General features: G+C 42.1%; 17 protein-coding genes. 14 read left to right on the forward strand and 3 right to left on the reverse strand.

Going from position 1 to position 16,524, the window contains the following annotated elements:
- The first annotated feature begins 5 nt into the window (after positions 1-5).
- A complete protein-coding gene (locus JMX83_RS02075) occupies positions 6-338 on the forward strand; it encodes a YnfA family protein (RefSeq protein ID WP_201598639.1) in 333 nt (110 codons plus the stop codon).
- A gap of 74 nt (positions 339-412) precedes the next feature.
- Here the strand turns inward: JMX83_RS02075 and JMX83_RS15310 are convergent, their stop codons facing one another.
- Positions 413-535, reverse strand: coding sequence for a hypothetical protein (locus JMX83_RS15310; RefSeq protein ID WP_021815223.1), 123 nt, complete (start codon positions 533-535; stop codon positions 413-415).
- Between the two features lie 395 nt (positions 536-930).
- Here JMX83_RS15310 and JMX83_RS02080 point away from each other — a divergent pair, with 395 nt between their 5' ends.
- The 11 genes from JMX83_RS02080 (at position 931) to radA (ending at position 11,650) form a co-directional block, all read left to right on the forward strand.
- Positions 931-1,551 (forward strand): 6-pyruvoyl trahydropterin synthase family protein, encoded by a 621-nt coding sequence (locus tag JMX83_RS02080; protein WP_201598640.1) that lies wholly within the window; start codon positions 931-933, stop codon positions 1,549-1,551.
- Entirely contained in the window at positions 1,551-2,081 is a 531-nt protein-coding gene (gene tsaE, locus JMX83_RS02085) for a tRNA (adenosine(37)-N6)-threonylcarbamoyltransferase complex ATPase subunit type 1 TsaE (protein WP_201598642.1), read from the forward strand. The genes JMX83_RS02080 and tsaE overlap by 1 nt, the downstream gene beginning before the upstream one ends.
- A gap of 41 nt (positions 2,082-2,122) precedes the next feature.
- Positions 2,123-3,862 (forward strand): DNA mismatch repair endonuclease MutL, encoded by a 1,740-nt coding sequence (mutL, locus tag JMX83_RS02090; RefSeq protein ID WP_201598645.1) that lies wholly within the window; start codon positions 2,123-2,125, stop codon positions 3,860-3,862.
- Positions 3,863-3,914: 52 nt separating this feature from the next.
- The gene (miaA, locus tag JMX83_RS02095; protein WP_201598646.1) at positions 3,915-5,078 is read left to right on the forward strand and encodes a tRNA (adenosine(37)-N6)-dimethylallyltransferase MiaA; all 1,164 of its coding nucleotides are present in this window, start codon (positions 3,915-3,917) and stop codon (positions 5,076-5,078) included.
- 418 nt (positions 5,079-5,496) lie between these two features.
- On the forward strand, positions 5,497-6,027 hold the full coding sequence (hfq, locus tag JMX83_RS02100) for an RNA chaperone Hfq (RefSeq protein ID WP_201598652.1): 531 nt from the start codon (positions 5,497-5,499) through the stop codon (positions 6,025-6,027).
- Between the two features lie 220 nt (positions 6,028-6,247).
- Positions 6,248-7,240: a KpsF/GutQ family sugar-phosphate isomerase gene (locus JMX83_RS02105; protein ID WP_201598654.1), complete on the forward strand. Its 993-nt coding sequence runs from the start codon at positions 6,248-6,250 to the stop codon at positions 7,238-7,240.
- 76 nt (positions 7,241-7,316) lie between these two features.
- A complete protein-coding gene (locus JMX83_RS02110) occupies positions 7,317-7,883 on the forward strand; it encodes a KdsC family phosphatase (RefSeq protein ID WP_201598656.1) in 567 nt (188 codons plus the stop codon).
- Positions 7,880-8,464 (forward strand): LPS export ABC transporter periplasmic protein LptC, encoded by a 585-nt coding sequence (lptC, locus tag JMX83_RS02115; RefSeq protein ID WP_201598658.1) that lies wholly within the window; start codon positions 7,880-7,882, stop codon positions 8,462-8,464. Before JMX83_RS02110 ends, lptC begins: the two co-directional genes overlap by 4 nt.
- 81 nt (positions 8,465-8,545) lie before the next feature.
- Positions 8,546-9,100 (forward strand): lipopolysaccharide transport periplasmic protein LptA, encoded by a 555-nt coding sequence (gene lptA, locus JMX83_RS02120; RefSeq protein WP_201598661.1) that lies wholly within the window; start codon positions 8,546-8,548, stop codon positions 9,098-9,100.
- A 135-nt stretch (positions 9,101-9,235) separates the two neighbouring features.
- Positions 9,236-9,946 (forward strand): LPS export ABC transporter ATP-binding protein, encoded by a 711-nt coding sequence (gene lptB / locus JMX83_RS02125; RefSeq protein ID WP_371532639.1) that lies wholly within the window; start codon positions 9,236-9,238, stop codon positions 9,944-9,946.
- Between the two features lie 267 nt (positions 9,947-10,213).
- Complete coding sequence (gene radA / locus JMX83_RS02130) at positions 10,214-11,650, forward strand: DNA repair protein RadA (RefSeq protein WP_201598663.1); 1,437 nt, start codon at positions 10,214-10,216, stop codon at positions 11,648-11,650.
- A 97-nt stretch (positions 11,651-11,747) separates the two neighbouring features.
- Here the strand turns inward: radA and JMX83_RS02135 are convergent, their stop codons facing one another.
- Together JMX83_RS02135 and rodA are read right to left on the reverse strand one after the other, a co-directional pair.
- On the reverse strand, positions 11,748-12,362 hold the full coding sequence (locus JMX83_RS02135) for a septal ring lytic transglycosylase RlpA family protein (RefSeq protein ID WP_058024065.1): 615 nt from the start codon (positions 12,360-12,362) through the stop codon (positions 11,748-11,750).
- 909 nt (positions 12,363-13,271) lie between these two features.
- Complete coding sequence (rodA, locus tag JMX83_RS02140) at positions 13,272-14,414, reverse strand: rod shape-determining protein RodA (RefSeq protein ID WP_201598664.1); 1,143 nt, start codon at positions 14,412-14,414, stop codon at positions 13,272-13,274.
- Positions 14,415-14,762: 348 nt separating this feature from the next.
- On the opposite strand from rodA, the gene JMX83_RS02145 reads away from it, so the two are divergent.
- Together JMX83_RS02145 and JMX83_RS02150 are read left to right on the forward strand one after the other, a co-directional pair.
- Positions 14,763-15,665, forward strand: a complete 903-nt coding sequence (locus JMX83_RS02145) for a D-Ala-D-Ala carboxypeptidase family metallohydrolase (protein WP_227675671.1) — start codon at positions 14,763-14,765, stop codon at positions 15,663-15,665.
- Between the two features lie 353 nt (positions 15,666-16,018).
- Positions 16,019-16,516 carry a hypothetical protein gene (locus JMX83_RS02150; RefSeq protein ID WP_201598666.1) on the forward strand — a complete coding sequence of 166 codons (498 nt, stop codon included), beginning with the start codon at positions 16,019-16,021 and terminating at the stop codon, positions 16,514-16,516.
- Positions 16,517-16,524 lie beyond the last annotated feature (8 nt).

Below are 16,524 nucleotides of genomic sequence, written 5' to 3' on the forward strand. Positions count from 1 at the left end.
TACGTTTGACAGAACTGAAGACCGTTGGACTGTTTGCTCTGACCGCATTGGCTGAGATTGCAGGGTGTTATCTGCCTTATCTGTGGCTGCGGGAAGGCAAGTCAATCTGGCTGCTAATACCTGGCGCGCTGAGTTTGGTCGCCTTTGTTTGGCTGCTGTCATTACATCCAACTGCTGCAGGTAGGGTTTATGCAGCCTATGGCGGTGTATATATTTTTATGGCAATAATATGGTTATGGGCTGTCGATGGTATTCGTCCGACTTCATGGGACATAATAGGTGCTGTGGTCGCGCTACTTGGCATGGCGATCATTATGTTTGCGCCACGCAGTGCCTAACGAAAAACGAGAGGCCAACTAAAAAAACGCCAATTAAACCATTAGGTCAGATCGGCATATTGATATGAGAAATATTAATGTTTACCTAAAATACTACCATTGTCGTCTTTCTTCGCTTGTTTCGCCGCTTTCTTTTCTTTTGCTGTCAGAAGCGGCTTCTTTTTGACGTTCTTTTTACTGTCTTGACCTTTACTCATGGTAATTCCTTTGTAGATAATGCATACAACCCGCTAAGCTAATTGAGCTGACTTAAGGTAAGTATGGTGACGACTAACATAGTCGCTTACTAAATCGAGTATAGGCTTAAGCATTAGTAATAGATAGCACTCGCACAATTCGCCTACGTTACGATGATAATGCAACTCCTTTATCCTTTTTGCTAAGTAGTTTTTGCGCGGAATGACAGTTAACTCCGATATGGTTAACCCTAAGCTACCAATTGATTCGTTCAATCAATCATGGTATTCATAAGTGCTTACTTACGGATACATGACGATTTGCTATACTAAGGCATAAACCGATTAATCAATGCGGCAAACTCTTATTTATTAACATTTAGCACCATCGTGCTCACTGTTTTGGTCACCTTATTATGCGTATACGTAAACTATTCAAATTTGAAAACGCTCATATCGTTCGCAACTGTAGCTCTGAGCGCTGCAAGCACTCCATTCATGGTCACAGCTATCAGATTGAGCTGATTTTAGAAGCCACCCGTTTAGACCATGGGCAAATGGTTTATGATTTTGGGCTGCTAAAATCTTCTATCAAAGACATTATCGACAGTTTTGATCATGCCATTTGTTTCTGGAACAAAGACGATCCTGAATATGTCGCAGCGTGTAAGAAGTTTAGCGCGCGTTGGATTAGCCTGCCAGTATCCCCATCGGCAGAGCAATTCTCTCGGGTGATTTTCTTTTGGGCGCAAGAAATATTGCGCCAGACGCAAATGCAAAATGGTGAAGCGGATGTCAGTGTGTATTCAGTAATTGCCCATGAGACCGCAACGGGCTACGCGCAGTGTTTCGCCGATGATGTGGCCAATGATCAAATGGGTAAGCTGGTTTTAGAGGATTTCGAATTTAGTGAACAAGTTCGTGCTGAATGGACGGACTCTGAGCTATACGCCAAGCTGATTCGCGGTGAAAGCTTTACTAATCCAACGGTGACTATGCAGGTACAGACAGAGCAAGCACAGGCAGGTTCAGACTGATGCGTAACGATCAATCAATAGAAAATAGTGACACTGTGCAAACGCTGATACTGAACTCTGAGCAAGATACACAGTTATTGGCTAAGCAGCTCGCAGCGTTGCCGCTGAAGGGCAGTGTGTGGCTGGCAGGGGATTTGGGCGCTGGTAAAACTACTTTAACGCGTTACTGGTTGTATGCTCTCGGTCATACTGGTGCGGTAAAAAGTCCCACCTACACGTTGGTTGAGCCTTATAGTATCGAGCAAAATAATGGTACAACCAAGCCCGTCTATCATGCAGACCTATACCGTCTCCAAGACCCAGAAGAGCTTTCTTTTATTGGGTTTGATGAGTATCTAGATGAGCCTGAAGTACTAGTCATTATTGAATGGGCGAGCCGTGCTGATGGGTACCTACCAATGCCAACTTTGTTTATCGATATGACACAAGTTGAAAGCGACGATAAAGGTAATGAAGTACGCCAAGTGCAATTAAAAGTATCAAAAGCGGGCCAAGCGCAAGGTCTGGATTTATCAAAACTTAATATCTAAATGACACCACTTGCCATTTTTTTAAAATATGACATCTATCAATGCCAGATAATCACCCTAACACACGCATCAAAAAACTATCACCGCTGCTTATCAACCAACTAGCAGCAGGTGAGGTCGTGACACGTCCAGCAGCGGTCGTCAAAGAGCTGCTCGAAAATGCCATTGATGCAGGTGCCACCAATATTGAGATACGTATTACTCAAGGTGGTATGGGTATGATTGAAGTGGTGGATAACGGTGTGGGTATTCATCCTGATGATATAGTGATGGCGATTACTCGTCATGCGACTAGCAAAGTCGCCGATGTTGCGAACTTGCATGGTATTACAACATTAGGTTTTCGCGGTGAAGCATTAGCAGCGATGGCTGCTGTGTCTCGTTTGAGCTTAACCAGCAGTCATGATGATAGTGGTATTGGCCGTCAATTGCAGGTGGCTGGTGTATTAGATGATATGCCGAAGCTCACACCAGTCGTTCATAATCGCGGCACAACAATCATAGTCAAAGACTTATATTTTAATGTGCCTGCCCGCCGCGGTAATTTAAAATCTATTGCCACTGAATTTGGTCATATCGAAACGATCGTCCGTGAAGTCGCACTGGCGCGAGCCGATGTTGCACTGACGCTTTTCCATGACAACAAAAAGCGCTTGTCATTAACTGCAAGTGCATCGAGCATCGCTAATAATGATGCCAGCCACCTCCCATTGGCACGCTTAGAACAAGCGACGGGTATGGCATTGATGGATAATGTGCTAAAAATATCTATAGACCTGTCGAATATTATACAACAGCCGATAAATCATGATAATGACAGTCTACTGAATCAAGCATCGATTAGCGGCTGGTTATGGCCGATGACTGATGAGCAGATAGCATTACCAAAGCTAATTTATGTGAATGGTCGATTGGTAAAAGAATTATTGATTAGCAATCAGATACGTCAACTGGCTCAGAGTGCACAGTTAGCAGGTGTGGGGTATGCGCTTTATTTTGACTTGCCAACCCAGTGGTTAAATGTCAATGTACATCCATCGAAGCAGCGTATCAAAATCAGTCCGCTAAATAACATCATGGCTCACTTAAGCCATGCGATTCGTTCACAGCTGAAAATAGTTAATGTTACTCCAAGGGTTGCTAGCCCCGATACTTCAGAAGTATCAAAAAAAGACGTCTCTGTAGATAATTTGCCTGACACACATGTACCCAATGATATGCCTACAGAGCACACAAGACAGAGCAGGCAAGTACAAGCTCCTAGGCAGTCATATCAATCTGCCTCAAGCAAATCATTTTTAAATAAGTCGCCAGCTCAAGAATCAACACTATCTTATGTCGATGAGCCGTTACAGCAAAGTCGCAATACTTCGTATCGTTCATCCGATGCGCCTACAACTGCATCCTTACCAATCTGCTTGGATATTATTAATGATGCAGAGGCTATTGGTATCGACTCAACCGCAGCTGATAAAAACCTACCTTGGCTCTTATTTTATCATCAAGGGCAATGTCTATTAATAAGTACTAAAGACTGGCAATCAAAGGTAAGCCGATTGTTTGAGTCATCTATATTTAGCAATAAGGCGTTTAAAAAAGATAAAATGCCAAACAGTGCTATGGAGATCAATCATCAGCTTATTCGGGTCAATTCACAAATGTCGGCACAGGACTCGATGGTCTTTGTCGCAGACCTCGCTGATATACTGACAAGAAATGCCATCAAAATCTTGGGCAGTCATCGTTTAGTCACACTAATGTTATCTTCTATATCCGAATAAATATCAAGCTGACTGCTATTTTAGTCAATTACATATTAAGAAAGGCAATTCTATGCAACATTCGTCTGATAGCGTATCTAAAAATCTGTCGGATAATAGTGTCGTGTGTCTGATGGCGCCAACTGCTAGTGGAAAAACAGCATTGGCATATGAGCTATACGATACAGGTCGTTTTGAGCTAATTTCTGTGGATTCAGCACTGATATATCGCGATATGAATATTGGTACCGCAAAACCAACAGCAGATGAGTTAACGCGTTATCCGCATCATCTGGTTGATATTATTGACCCTATGCAAAGCTATAGCGTCGCTGAATTTGTTAATGATGTAGCGCGTCTTATTGATGAGTGTCATGAGCGCAAAAAGATACCGCTGTTAGTAGGCGGTACTATGATGTACTACATGGCGCTACTTGATGGCCTGTCTCCAGTGCCTGATAGCGATGACAGCGTACGTGCGCGCGTAGAACAATGGCGCCAAGAAGAAGGTATCGAGGCGCTGTACCATTATCTTGGCAGCATTGACCCAGCCAGCCATCAGCGTTTGAATGCCACCGATACTCAGCGTATCACTCGCGCGATTGAAGTCTATTTGCAGACAAATAAGCCGATAAGTGAGTGGCAACGTCAGCCAAAACAAGCGCTATCACATAATCCAGAGCAGCAGTGGCACGCGCTATCAGTGATGCCTGATCGTCCATGGTTGCACCAGCGTATTGAGCAGCGCCTAGCTATTATGTGGAATGAAGGACTAGTAGAAGAGGTCATTAGCTTACTTGAAAAGTATCCTTTAACGCCTAACATGCCCTCGATGCGCTGTGTGGGCTACCGTCAAGTACTAGAGTATCTGGTCCATATTGACCATGAAATATTTGATAAGCAGCATTTAGATAAAACCCAATTTTACGAAGCTTTTGTAGTACCTGACAGTCTCACGGGAGAAAATGAAACACAAAATAGTGATGCTCAATTAACTGCTCAGTCAATCTTGCTAAACCCTGAGACCGAGGCGCTTGCTTGTCAGGAAATGCAAAATAAGGCATTATATGCTACAAGGCAGCTGGCAAAGCGTCAGTACACATGGTTGCGAAAAGTAATGCAGCTCCCTAATGCCTCTTCAACATTGGCAATGGGGTCTGATAGTACTGCTACTAATAACACCATAGCACTAAAAACATTTGCGACGATGGAGCAGGCAAGAAATTATCTGTATTGAAAAGATGTTTCTTACTTTTTACTTTATAAGAATCAAACTTAATGTGGATTATTTTCGTAGAAAGCTCTATTCAGAGATGAAAGCATAATCACAATTAGTTTCAAAAATTAGCATAGATAGCTGTTATAATTTAAACTCTCTGAAAATGCAGTATCAAACAGATATAACTGCTTCGTTAATAAGCATTGGTTGACATTTGTAGATAAAAATAATTAATGAAACAAGTAGTTACTTAATTGTTTACAATAATAACGTATTCACGATAAAGTGGAATAACTTAAGAACAATGAATATTTATTTAGATACGTTTTATAAAGAAAACATATTATTGTATCTACCTTTTAGCCATTATAATTAAATTGACACTTAGAATAATTGGCACTCAAAACATAACTATATAATATTTAGGAGAGATTTCATGTCAAAAGGACAAACTTTACAAGATCCATTCTTGAATTCGCTGCGCAAAGATCGCATTCCTGTTTCTATTTTCTTGGTTAACGGTATCAAGTTGCAAGGCCAAATTGAATCGTTCGATCAATATGTTGTACTCCTCAAAAATACAGTTAGTCAAATGGTATATAAACATGCCATCTCAACCGTAGTGCCAGCTCGTAACCCGCGTAGTAGTACAACTACGACAGGTACTGGCGCTCAACCTCAAGGCTCAGCGCAAACTGGCTACCAAGGTGGTGGCTTTGAGCGTGGCAGCAATCCTGCTGCGGGCGGTTTTGAAGAGCGTGGTTTTGCCTCTAGCCGTAGTGGGTTTAATCGCGGTGGGTTTAGTCAAGGTCAAGAACGTGGCTTTGAGCGTGGTAGCTTTGGACAAGGTCAGGAACGCGGTTTTGAGCGCGGCGGTTTTGGACAGGATCGTGGCTTTGATGCATCGACGGACAATACAGGCTTTGAAGAAAAGCCGGATAACGGATCGAATGATACCAATAGTTAATTAGCTACACAAATTGAGTGTATTATCCAAATATACATTACGAGACATGATTTATACGATTAAGACCTGCTGCTATAGTGGGTTTTTTTTATATAAATAAGCAGATAGTTACTGTAAAAAATAATGGCTGCCTCCATTATATAAATAGTAGGCCATTATTAATATGAAACAGAGTATAGTAAAATACTAGGTTGATTCATTATAAAAATAGAGCAGATTCATGAACGATACTAAAACTGATTTGACCCATGAGCAATTTATCACAACAGCTATTGACGCGATTAATACTGAGATATCTGCATTAGCATTGTTGACAGAGCAGATAGATGACAGGTTTGCACAAGCATGTGACGTTATTTTGGCTTGTCAGGGTCGAGTGGTAGTAACGGGCATGGGTAAATCAGGATTGATTGGACGTAAAATAGCAGCGACTTTTGCCTCGACGGGTACGCCTGCTTTTTTTATGCATCCTGGTGAGGCAGGTCATGGCGATTTGGGCATGCTTGTTAAAGGTGATGTACTGCTTGCTATCTCGAACTCTGGTGAATCAGATGAGATTAAGATGCTACTGCCGGTAGTCAAACATTTGAACATTCCTCTAATCAGCATCAGCCGTGATAAACGCGGTATGCTGCCACGAGCTGCTGATATTGCTTTGACCCTTGGCCATTCACAAGAGGCTTGTCCGCTCAATCTTGCCCCTACATCGAGTACAACGGCTACCTTAGCGTTAGGGGATGCTCTAGCGGTCGCCTTGGTACATGCACGTAACTTCACTTCTGAGGACTTTGCATTATCACATCCGGCAGGCGCATTAGGTCGTCAACTATTGACGCGTGTCGAAGATTTAATGCATACCAAGTCAGAAGATTTACCCTTGATTCACCAACAAGCACCGCTACAGCAAGCACTATTTACGATGTCTGCTGGACGCTTAGGGATGACAGTGGTGACTGATGATAATGAGAAAGTCGTTGGGGTATTTACAGATGGTGACTTACGCCGTGGTCTTGAAAAAGGTATCGATCTACAAACGCCGATGAATGAGGTAATGGTCAGTAACCCACGCCATATCAATAAAACAATGCGCGCCTCGGATGCCTTAAGTGTCATGAATGAGAATGGTATCAGTCAGTTACTAATTATTGATGATGAAGATCGTTTGGAAGCAGTCATTACTGTTCATGATTTATTACAAGCTGGTGTAAAGTAATTTATCGATAGTTGATAGAACGATTGGTTTTTCATATAAAATAGTTAGAAAAATATTCGTCAAAAAGAGACAAATAATGCAAGATTTAATAAAAAAAGCAGGACAAGTAAAACTATTGGTCATGGATGTCGATGGGATTTTATCTAATGGTCAAATTATCTATGACGCTAATGGTATCGAAACCAAAGCGTTTTCAGTACAGGATGGCGTTGGTGTTAAGTCTCTAGCGCGTTATGGTATTTTAACTGCTATTATTACTGGGCGTAGCAGTGCTATGGTTGATAAACGTGCAACAGAAATGGGTGTCAATCACGTGGTACAAGGACGGGATGATAAGCTCATTGCACTAAAAGAGTTATTATCGTCTCTTGACCCTTCGCTCAATATTACTGCTGCCGACTGCGCTTATATGGGTGATGACTTACCAGATATTAAAGCGATGCAAACGGTAGGGTTTGCAGCAACCGTGCCCAATGCACACGCGGAAGTCATAAAACGCAGTGACATGGTCACCACTCGAGCAGGTGGTACCGGCGCAGTACGTGAGGTATGTGATCTTATTTTGAAAGGTCATGGGCATTATCAAGATTTTATCGCACATTATACGCTTGATGAAACTCAAGCTCAGGATGAACTGTCGTGAATACACGTGTTCTCATTATATTAGCGTTGATTATTGCCGGTATTGCGGGCTGGTTTTTCCAGCAGCAAGGGGATGTATCGCCACCAGTCAATATCGAGACGACAGATGTCGATTATGAAGCTACTGACATCAAAGCAGTTCAGACAAATGAGCAAGGTGAGACTGAGTACGAACTTACTGCGGAGTCTTTGACGCATAATCCTGAAACCAATCAGGATGAGATGTCAGGCATCACGATGAATTGGGAGCCGTCAACAGAGCAGCGCTACCGTATTCAAGCAGGTAGCGCAGCCATCAGTCAGCAAACAGGGGAGTTGAGCTTATCAGGTGGTTTTACACTGGTTAGCGAAGGTGATAAAGAGGCGTCTGATATTGAGCCAATCAAAGTGACTGGTAGTACCCTAAAAGGCAATACAAAGTCTGGTCAAGTGTATAGCGATGAACCTGTCAAAATTGAACAAGGGATGAATCGTTTTGAAGCATCCAGCATGACCGCCAATCTGGAAACGGGTGAATATGAGTTTGGGCAAGTTGCTGTCGCTTTTACGCCCGCTGATCGTCAAGACAAAGCATTATTTTAAACTAGCGCTTTTTACGACATTAAAACAGCAGCTAGCATGAAGTTTGCAAATCCTATCACCAATTACGAAACGAGTTATTATATGAAATCTAAATTTTTGCCTACTTTATGCGCATCAATCTGCTCACATAAACTACGTGTTGTTCCAACGTTTGTGTTGTTAGCCCTACCATTGTATAGCCATGCACTGCCATCAGATGCCAATCAGCAAATCAAGCTACTAGCGGATAAGGCCACTTATAGTGAGCGTACTGGCGTTACTAGTTACTCAGGTAATGTCATTATTACTCAAGGCACTTTTAAAATGACTGCGGACAATATCACAGTCAATCTCTCGCAGCAGCGCAGCATTAATTCAGCAGTGGCGACGGGTCGTCCAGCTACTATGCAGCAGGTTGTGACGCAAGAAAAAGGCTTAGCAAAAGGTCAGGCAAATAAGATTGATTATAACGCGGTATCTGGCATTATCACCTTAACAGGAAATGCCAAGCTGGTTCAGAATGGGGCAAGTTTTGCCGGTAATGTCATTCGTTATAGTCTAAAAGCAGGTGATGTAGAAGCGACCGCTGGTGGTAATCAGCGAGTAGAGTTGGTATTTCCACCAAACAATAATACCAACCAAAGTGGCGTTCGCTAATTTGGCCAACCAAAGCATAAATAGGTTTTTGGTAGTATACGAATATCGTGAAAGCAAGAGTAAGTTATGAGTGACAATAAAAATATAGATTCTTCAGTATCAAATAGCAATACGGCGCCTGTCGCTCGCTTGACTATGCAAAACTTGGGTAAACGTTACGGCAAGCGCTGGGTAGTCAAAGATGTCTCGTTTTCTGTTGAGCAAGGCCAAGTTGTTGGACTGCTAGGCCCGAATGGTGCTGGTAAAACGACCAGTTTTTACATGGTGGTGGGACTGGTCAATATGGATAAGGGCCGTGTCACTCTAGGAAAAATGGATCTGTCTAAATACGCTATGCATGAGCGTGCTCGTGCTGGTATTGGTTATTTGCCGCAAGAAGCGTCGATTTTCCGTAAATTATCTATCGAAGACAATATATTAGCCATTTTGCAGACTCGTACAGAATTAAGTAAAGCTGAGCAGCAGCAAGAGCTTGAAAAACTGATTGGCGAATTCCATTTAGAACATGTACGTACCTCACTGGGAATGAGTGTGTCAGGCGGCGAGCGTCGTCGCTGTGAAATTGCTCGTGCGCTAGCAGCGGATCCTAAATTTATCTTATTGGATGAGCCGTTTGCTGGTGTAGACCCCATTTCTGTTGGTGATATCAAGGATGTCATTTTGACATTGAAAAATCGTGGTATTGGTGTCTTAATCACTGACCACAATGTTCGTGATACGTTAGCCATCTGTGAAAAAGCTTATATCGTTTCAGAAGGGGCTATCATTGCTGAAGGTACTTCATCTGAAGTCTTAGAAAATGATCTGGTGAAATCTGTTTACTTAGGTAAAGATTTTCAAGTATAGCCTGCAGCGCTAAATCATTTTTTACTCATATTTTTATCTACACGAACTGCTGGTTTTAGCATTGCGACTAACTTATCAAGCCAGCAGTCAACATCTTCATTATATTTAGAATAACCTACGCTTAGCGTTCTCCCTTCTATCAAATACAGCTTTCGATATTCCCAACTGGCTGATCGCGACAAACACTCTTACATTCGCACTCATCAAAGAGCGTACGATAGTTTATTCATTATTCTCGACTAATTATCTGAATAAGGCTCATCATTTATGGCAAAAAATAAAAGCAGTTATGTCTGTCAGCATTGCGGTGCACATTTTGGCAAATGGGCAGGGCAGTGTACAGATTGTGGCGAATGGAATAGCTTGGTAGAAGCGCCAAATGTCAGTATGCCGCATCACAATAAAAGTACCGCCAAGCCTAATGCCAGCCGATCCACTTCTCGTAATACTGCTACACCAGCTGGTAACTACTCTGGCACTCACAGCGCAGTTATGCCACTTAACGCAGTCAGTGTGACGTTAGATACACGCTTGCCAACAGGCATCAGTGAGTTTGACCGTGTGCTAGGTGGCGGGTTGGTAGCAGGCTCTGTCGTACTAATCGGTGGTGATCCTGGTATTGGTAAGTCAACCATATTATTGCAGACTGCGACCAATATGGCACGTGCCGATTCTTTGGCAGGTAGCGCGCTTTATGTGACTGGCGAAGAGTCACTTGCACAGGTGGCCATGCGTGCCAAACGCTTAGATTTACCTGCTGATAGGCTTCGCGTACTGGCAGAAACCAATGTAGAAACCATTTGTGCGGCCTTGACCCAAGAGCAGCCAGCCATTGCTATTATTGACTCTATCCAGACTATTTATACTGACGCCATCAATTCTGCACCAGGCGGTGTCAGTCAAATCAGAGAGTCTGCCGCGATTTTAACGCGCTATGCAAAGCAAACAGGCACAGCGCTATTTTTAGTGGGCCATGTGACGAAAGAAGGTACTTTGGCAGGCCCACGTGTACTTGAGCATATGGTCGATACGGTATTGTATTTTGAAGGTCAGTCTGACTCACGTTTTCGAATGATTCGTGCGGTCAAAAACCGTTTTGGTGCGGTTAACGAGCTGGGTATTTTTGGCATGACTGACATGGGGCTAAAAGAAGTCGCTAATCCGTCAGCGATATTTTTGAGCCGTTATGATAAGCCCGTTGCTGGATCTGTCGTTATGGTTAGCCGTGAAGGGACTAGGCCGTTACTGGTTGAGGTGCAAGCGTTGGTGGATGACTCCCAAGGACAGCCTAGACGCATGGCATTGGGTTTGGACTTCCAGCGTTTGTCTATGCTACTAGCAGTGATGCACCGTCATGGTGGCATTCATACCAGTGGACAAGACGTGTATGTCAACGTTGTTGGTGGCGTCAAAGTCATAGAGACTGGGTCTGATTTGGCAGTGTTATTGGCATGCGCCTCGAGTATCAAAGAGAAACCATTACCATCGTCATTAGCAGTGTTTGGTGAGGTCGGTTTATCTGGTGAAATCCGTCCAGTACCCAACGGTCAAGAGCGTTTAAAAGAAGCGATGAAGCATGGGTTCAAACACGCGATTATTCCAAAGGCCAATGCACCCGCTAAAGACGCGCCTCAATTTAAAGGAATCAATGTGATTGCTGTTGAACGTCTTGACGATGCTATCGAAAGTGCGTTTGAGCTATAGGTAGTCTCGGAGAAATATAAAGGATGTTATCAAAAAAGCGCCTAACTCATGATAAGTTAGGCGCTTTTAGTATTTACTTTATATGGATTATCTAAAATTAAGGCCCTGAAACACGCTCAATAGAAACGTTACCAACACCTTTGTTTGTGATACCTAAACGCTTAGCAGCGCCATAAGATAAGTCCATAACACGGTTGCCATGGAATGGGCCACGATCGTTAACTTTTACCACAACGCTCTTGCCGTTAGTTTTATTGGTAACTTTAACATAGCAGTTTAATGGTAGTGAGCGATGTGCTGCAGTCAAACCATTCATGTCAAAGGTTTCACCACTGGCTGTTTTACGACCATGAAACTTACGACCGTACCAAGAGGCAAGACCAGTTTGCTTAAATTTACTAACAGAGTTAGAAGCTACTGCGGTTAGGCGCTCTAGTACATCTTCATCATTAGTTACTTGAGTGGTATCACTCGCTAATAGTGAGCTACTAAGTGCTAATGAAGTAGGCTGACGTGCTGATTTGACCAAACTTGATGCACCATCATGCTGGCGGCTAAGCTCACCAAGTACACGATCGATATGGGAGGCGTTATCTTGCGAAATCATTGCAAGGGAGGTTTTTGCTTCTACAGCATTTACATTTGTAGCAACTGCAGAGCCAGCGAATAAAACTGCCGACATAGTAAGTAAACCAGATAAACGCTTATTCATAAATACCTCTATAACTTATACACCAAAACCTAACTCTAAATTTTTAGATTGAGTATGACAGCGTTAGACCAATCTAACAGTGAATCAAACTCTAGAATCTTCATATTAATCTATTGTTTTTATAGCGATTAATATTTAGGGCGAGACTCTTATAGGTTTCAATATATGGTAATTTTTCATTTTATGATCATAAGTAGCGGTAGTAATGACCGTAGTTACTTAGGACATGCTTAAATGATAGTCAGCGATATTCATTGAGTACTTATATTTAACTTAGAGAGTAAGTACCAATGTCACTATATGTCGTATCTATAAAACTTCCGATATACAAACTTTCTGATATTGCTAAAGTAATGAAGGGTTTAAACGTTGTTGCGTGATGCTTTGTTATTAAACCGTTAATTAAGTAGTGTATTTGAAAGTCTGAAATCTACAAGATGCTAACTATACGACCAATCTACAACCAAAGTATAATTAAATGCAAAGTTTGTTAGTGGCTATGTACGGGTTATGTATCAAAGTACAGTAAAACGAGGTTAACGCAATTTTTTGTAAAAAACAAGGAATAAAATATTTCAGCCCTGATTTACAATTCATTTTTGTTAAAAAAATCTTTGTTAATGATAGTATGATACAAGTAATTAATTAACAATGATTTATGTCTTATGACAGCCTTTTGATAGGCTGATCATGACTGGAGATTATGTAGTATGTATTAAAAGTAACAAAATATTAATAGTAGAAAAATCGCTGACATTTTGACTTAATCTAAACTTTGTTATTAATAATCATGCGCGAGTGCCTTATTTTATGCTCAGTGTTTTTGAGATATATAAATGATGCATGTTTGTCATATTTTAATGATAATTTACTAATATTTTATATATAAGGTGCTGATTTTAAGTGTTTTTAACCAGACTTGTGAGTGTGAATCGACATTAATAAGCCAAAACCTGCCATCAAAGTCACGATAGCGGTACCACCATAGCTGATAAAAGGGAGGGGTACGCCAACAACAGGTAAAATACCGCCAACCATACCAACATTGACGAATATATAAACGAAGAAAGACATGGCAATAGCGCCAGCTAATAGCCTGCTATAAACGTCAGGATGGGTGAAAGCGATATATAGGGCACGCGACAAAAGGCAAAAGTAAATAAACATCAGTAGCATGACACCTAGTAAACCAAATTCTTCAGAGAAAGCTGCAATAATAAAGTCAGTATGACCTTCCGGTAAAAAATGCAGATGCGACTGTGTGCCTTCTAAATACCCTTTGCCAGTGAGGCCGCCTGAACCAATAGCGGTCTTTGATTGGATAATATTCCACCCAGCACCTTGCACATCGGCTTCAGGATTAAGTAGGGTTAGGACACGCGTACGCTGATAATCATGTAACAAAAAGTTCCAAGCAAACGCAATGAAAGGTATCGCTAAAATCACAGCAGCAGAAATTAAGCGCCAAGATAATCCAGCTAAGAACAGCACAAAAATGCCACTGGCAGCGACTAAAAGCGAAGTACCAAGATCAGGCTCTTTTGCAATCAATAATACGGGTACGATAATCAATGCCAGAGTAATGGCAATACTGGACGGCGATGGCGGAAGGTCACGTTTGGACAAAAACCAAGCACACATCATCGGCATACCAAGCTTCATAAACTCTGATGGCTGCACACTACCAAACCCAGGCAAGTTGATCCAACGCTGAGCACCCATACGCACTTCACCGATGATATCAACCAATACCAACAATATAAGCCCTAACACATAAAATATAGGCGTAAAGGTACGGTAAAGACTTGGCGGTATTTGTGCCATCGCAAACATCACGGTGAATGCTACACCGTAACTCACCATCTGACGTATGACCATGCTAACGTCTTGACTGGCAGCACTATATAAAATCGTCAGGCCAATGCAGCAAACCGTTAACAAAAGCAAGGTCAACCATGGATCGATGTGAATACGTTGCCAGATCGTTGGTGCATGACTTTGGCCTAAGTGATGGCTCTGACGTGAAAAACGGTATTGCGGGTTAGAAGACATAGGCAAAGTTTGGCTAGCAGTTGGAGTAAAAGGGAGAGGTTATCTAAGCTGTTTCATATAAGATATGTGATGAGTATTTGACGGTCTCTAGTTTAATAGAAGCTCATGGACAAAAAAACAAGCAGATACTTAACATCTAGGCAATAAAGTCACTGAAGTATAAAAGTGATAAGGATAAGTGTTAATTATGAATATCCTGCCTCAGATTAGAGGCGATAGTTTAGCCTGCCTGCTGAAAATTTGATAGTATCGATAAAACGTTTTTAGCGGTAGATTCCTGCAATGATAAAATCAAAAAACCATAACTATGGACAAATCCAGAAGCCTATTCTTGCACTGGTTGTTTGTATGAGTAGCATCAGTGTTCATGCCGCCATCATCAGTGATAATAGTGAACGCCGTATCGAAGTGCGTCAAGGCAGTGGCGATACTAGCAATGCTTATATATCGCCTTCTAACAATGTCTCTGGTCAGCGCCCTGGTGTCACTATGTTAAGTGGCGCAAATACATCAAATGGCGATAGTATGCAAAGCTTGATTGCACAAAAGCAGCGTGATTTTGAAATTGATGCCAGTCTATCTATCGAAGAAAACAAACGTGTCAATGTGAATCAACGAAGACCGACTTATAATACAACTTACCGTAATAACAGCTACAGCACAGCGAATAATACCTATAATAGTGCCAATAACGATCTTACGAGCATGGACTTTAATGCATGGCTCAACAGCAATAGTTACCGTGCTAGGCAAGTAGCCGAATATCAGCGCTATTTGAGCGCGCGTGTGGGTGCACAAAATGTACCACCACTGTCTCAGCTACTTACCACCGCGCGCAGCTGGGACAAATGCGGTTATGAGCCTTATCAGCTGCCACCGCAAGAGCTATGGGCCAATATTGTACCGACCCTACGTCTGTATAGCGAACTAAAAAACCAAGGAGTTTTACCTTTGAGCACCGAGATACGCTCGGTATACCGTAGCCCTGGGCTCAACGACTGTGCTGGCGGTGCTGGCAGTAGCAAGCATATGAATGCAAGTGCCATGGATATTTGGGTGCCAGAGTACGAAGACAACCTATGGCGGCTTAGTACGATGCAGGATGGCCTATGCCAGTTTTGGCAATATCAAGGACAGTCTTACAACTTTGGCTTGGGTTTATACGCCACGGGTGCAATTCATCTCGATACCGATGGTTATCGTAAATGGGGTTTCAACCATGCCAGTAGTAGCTCTTCTTGTCGCTATTAGATAGTTAAGGGTTAACGCGTCATAAGCAAGCGCACCCTTAAATTAGTGACAATAAAAAAACTAGAAACAGTATAATATCGCTTATAAATTTTAAAGCTAAATGATTAATAGGATGAGCTGGCTAGACGCGTAAGTTCACCAAAAAATTGTTTGGAATTAGGATTTCATGTTCTAATAATGGCATGTTTATCAATTATCTTTACCTCCTTATCGCTCTTCAAGGAAGAAGATCACGGTTATTATAAGCGGGATTTATGACAAAGCAGCATTCAGCAGTCGCAAGATGCAGTAAATCGAATGAAAGGAAACAACGTTTTTTTCGCTCAAAATATATTTACACTACGTTAATAGGCATGGCATCATTGTCCATATTACTGGTGAGTGCCTGTAGTCCAGAACCCTATTCTGAAAACAGCTCGTTGGTGACAGATAAAGCTGCGCCAACACGTGATAGCATCGCACAAAATTCTGAAAATATTGAAGACGGTATTAGAAACTCTTATGCTCGTTTGGCCTCAGAGCGCGCTGATGTATGCCCAAAATTGATAGAAGAAGAACAGGGTAGTCAGGTTATTGAGCGCGTTGCAGAAGTGATGGTAAACGATTATTGTGACTATTTCCTATATCCTCGAGAGGGTCAGCATATTTCAGTCGCCACCAACAATCGCCAAATCGAAGCTTTACTTATAGTCCCCGCGCTACATAACTTTGCTAATGGCGGCTACGAGGTCATGTCTTACGACAAGCATATCATTCGACTGAGCTATAATGGTGCCACCTATAAGCCTCAAAACCTCAATTACGACATCGTAATGACCATTTCTGATCACTCTGATAAAGAGTATTCGTAGTCTTTTTT

This window comes from Psychrobacter piscatorii (genome assembly GCF_904846415.1).
GTDB lineage: Bacteria > Pseudomonadota > Gammaproteobacteria > Pseudomonadales > Moraxellaceae > Psychrobacter > Psychrobacter piscatorii.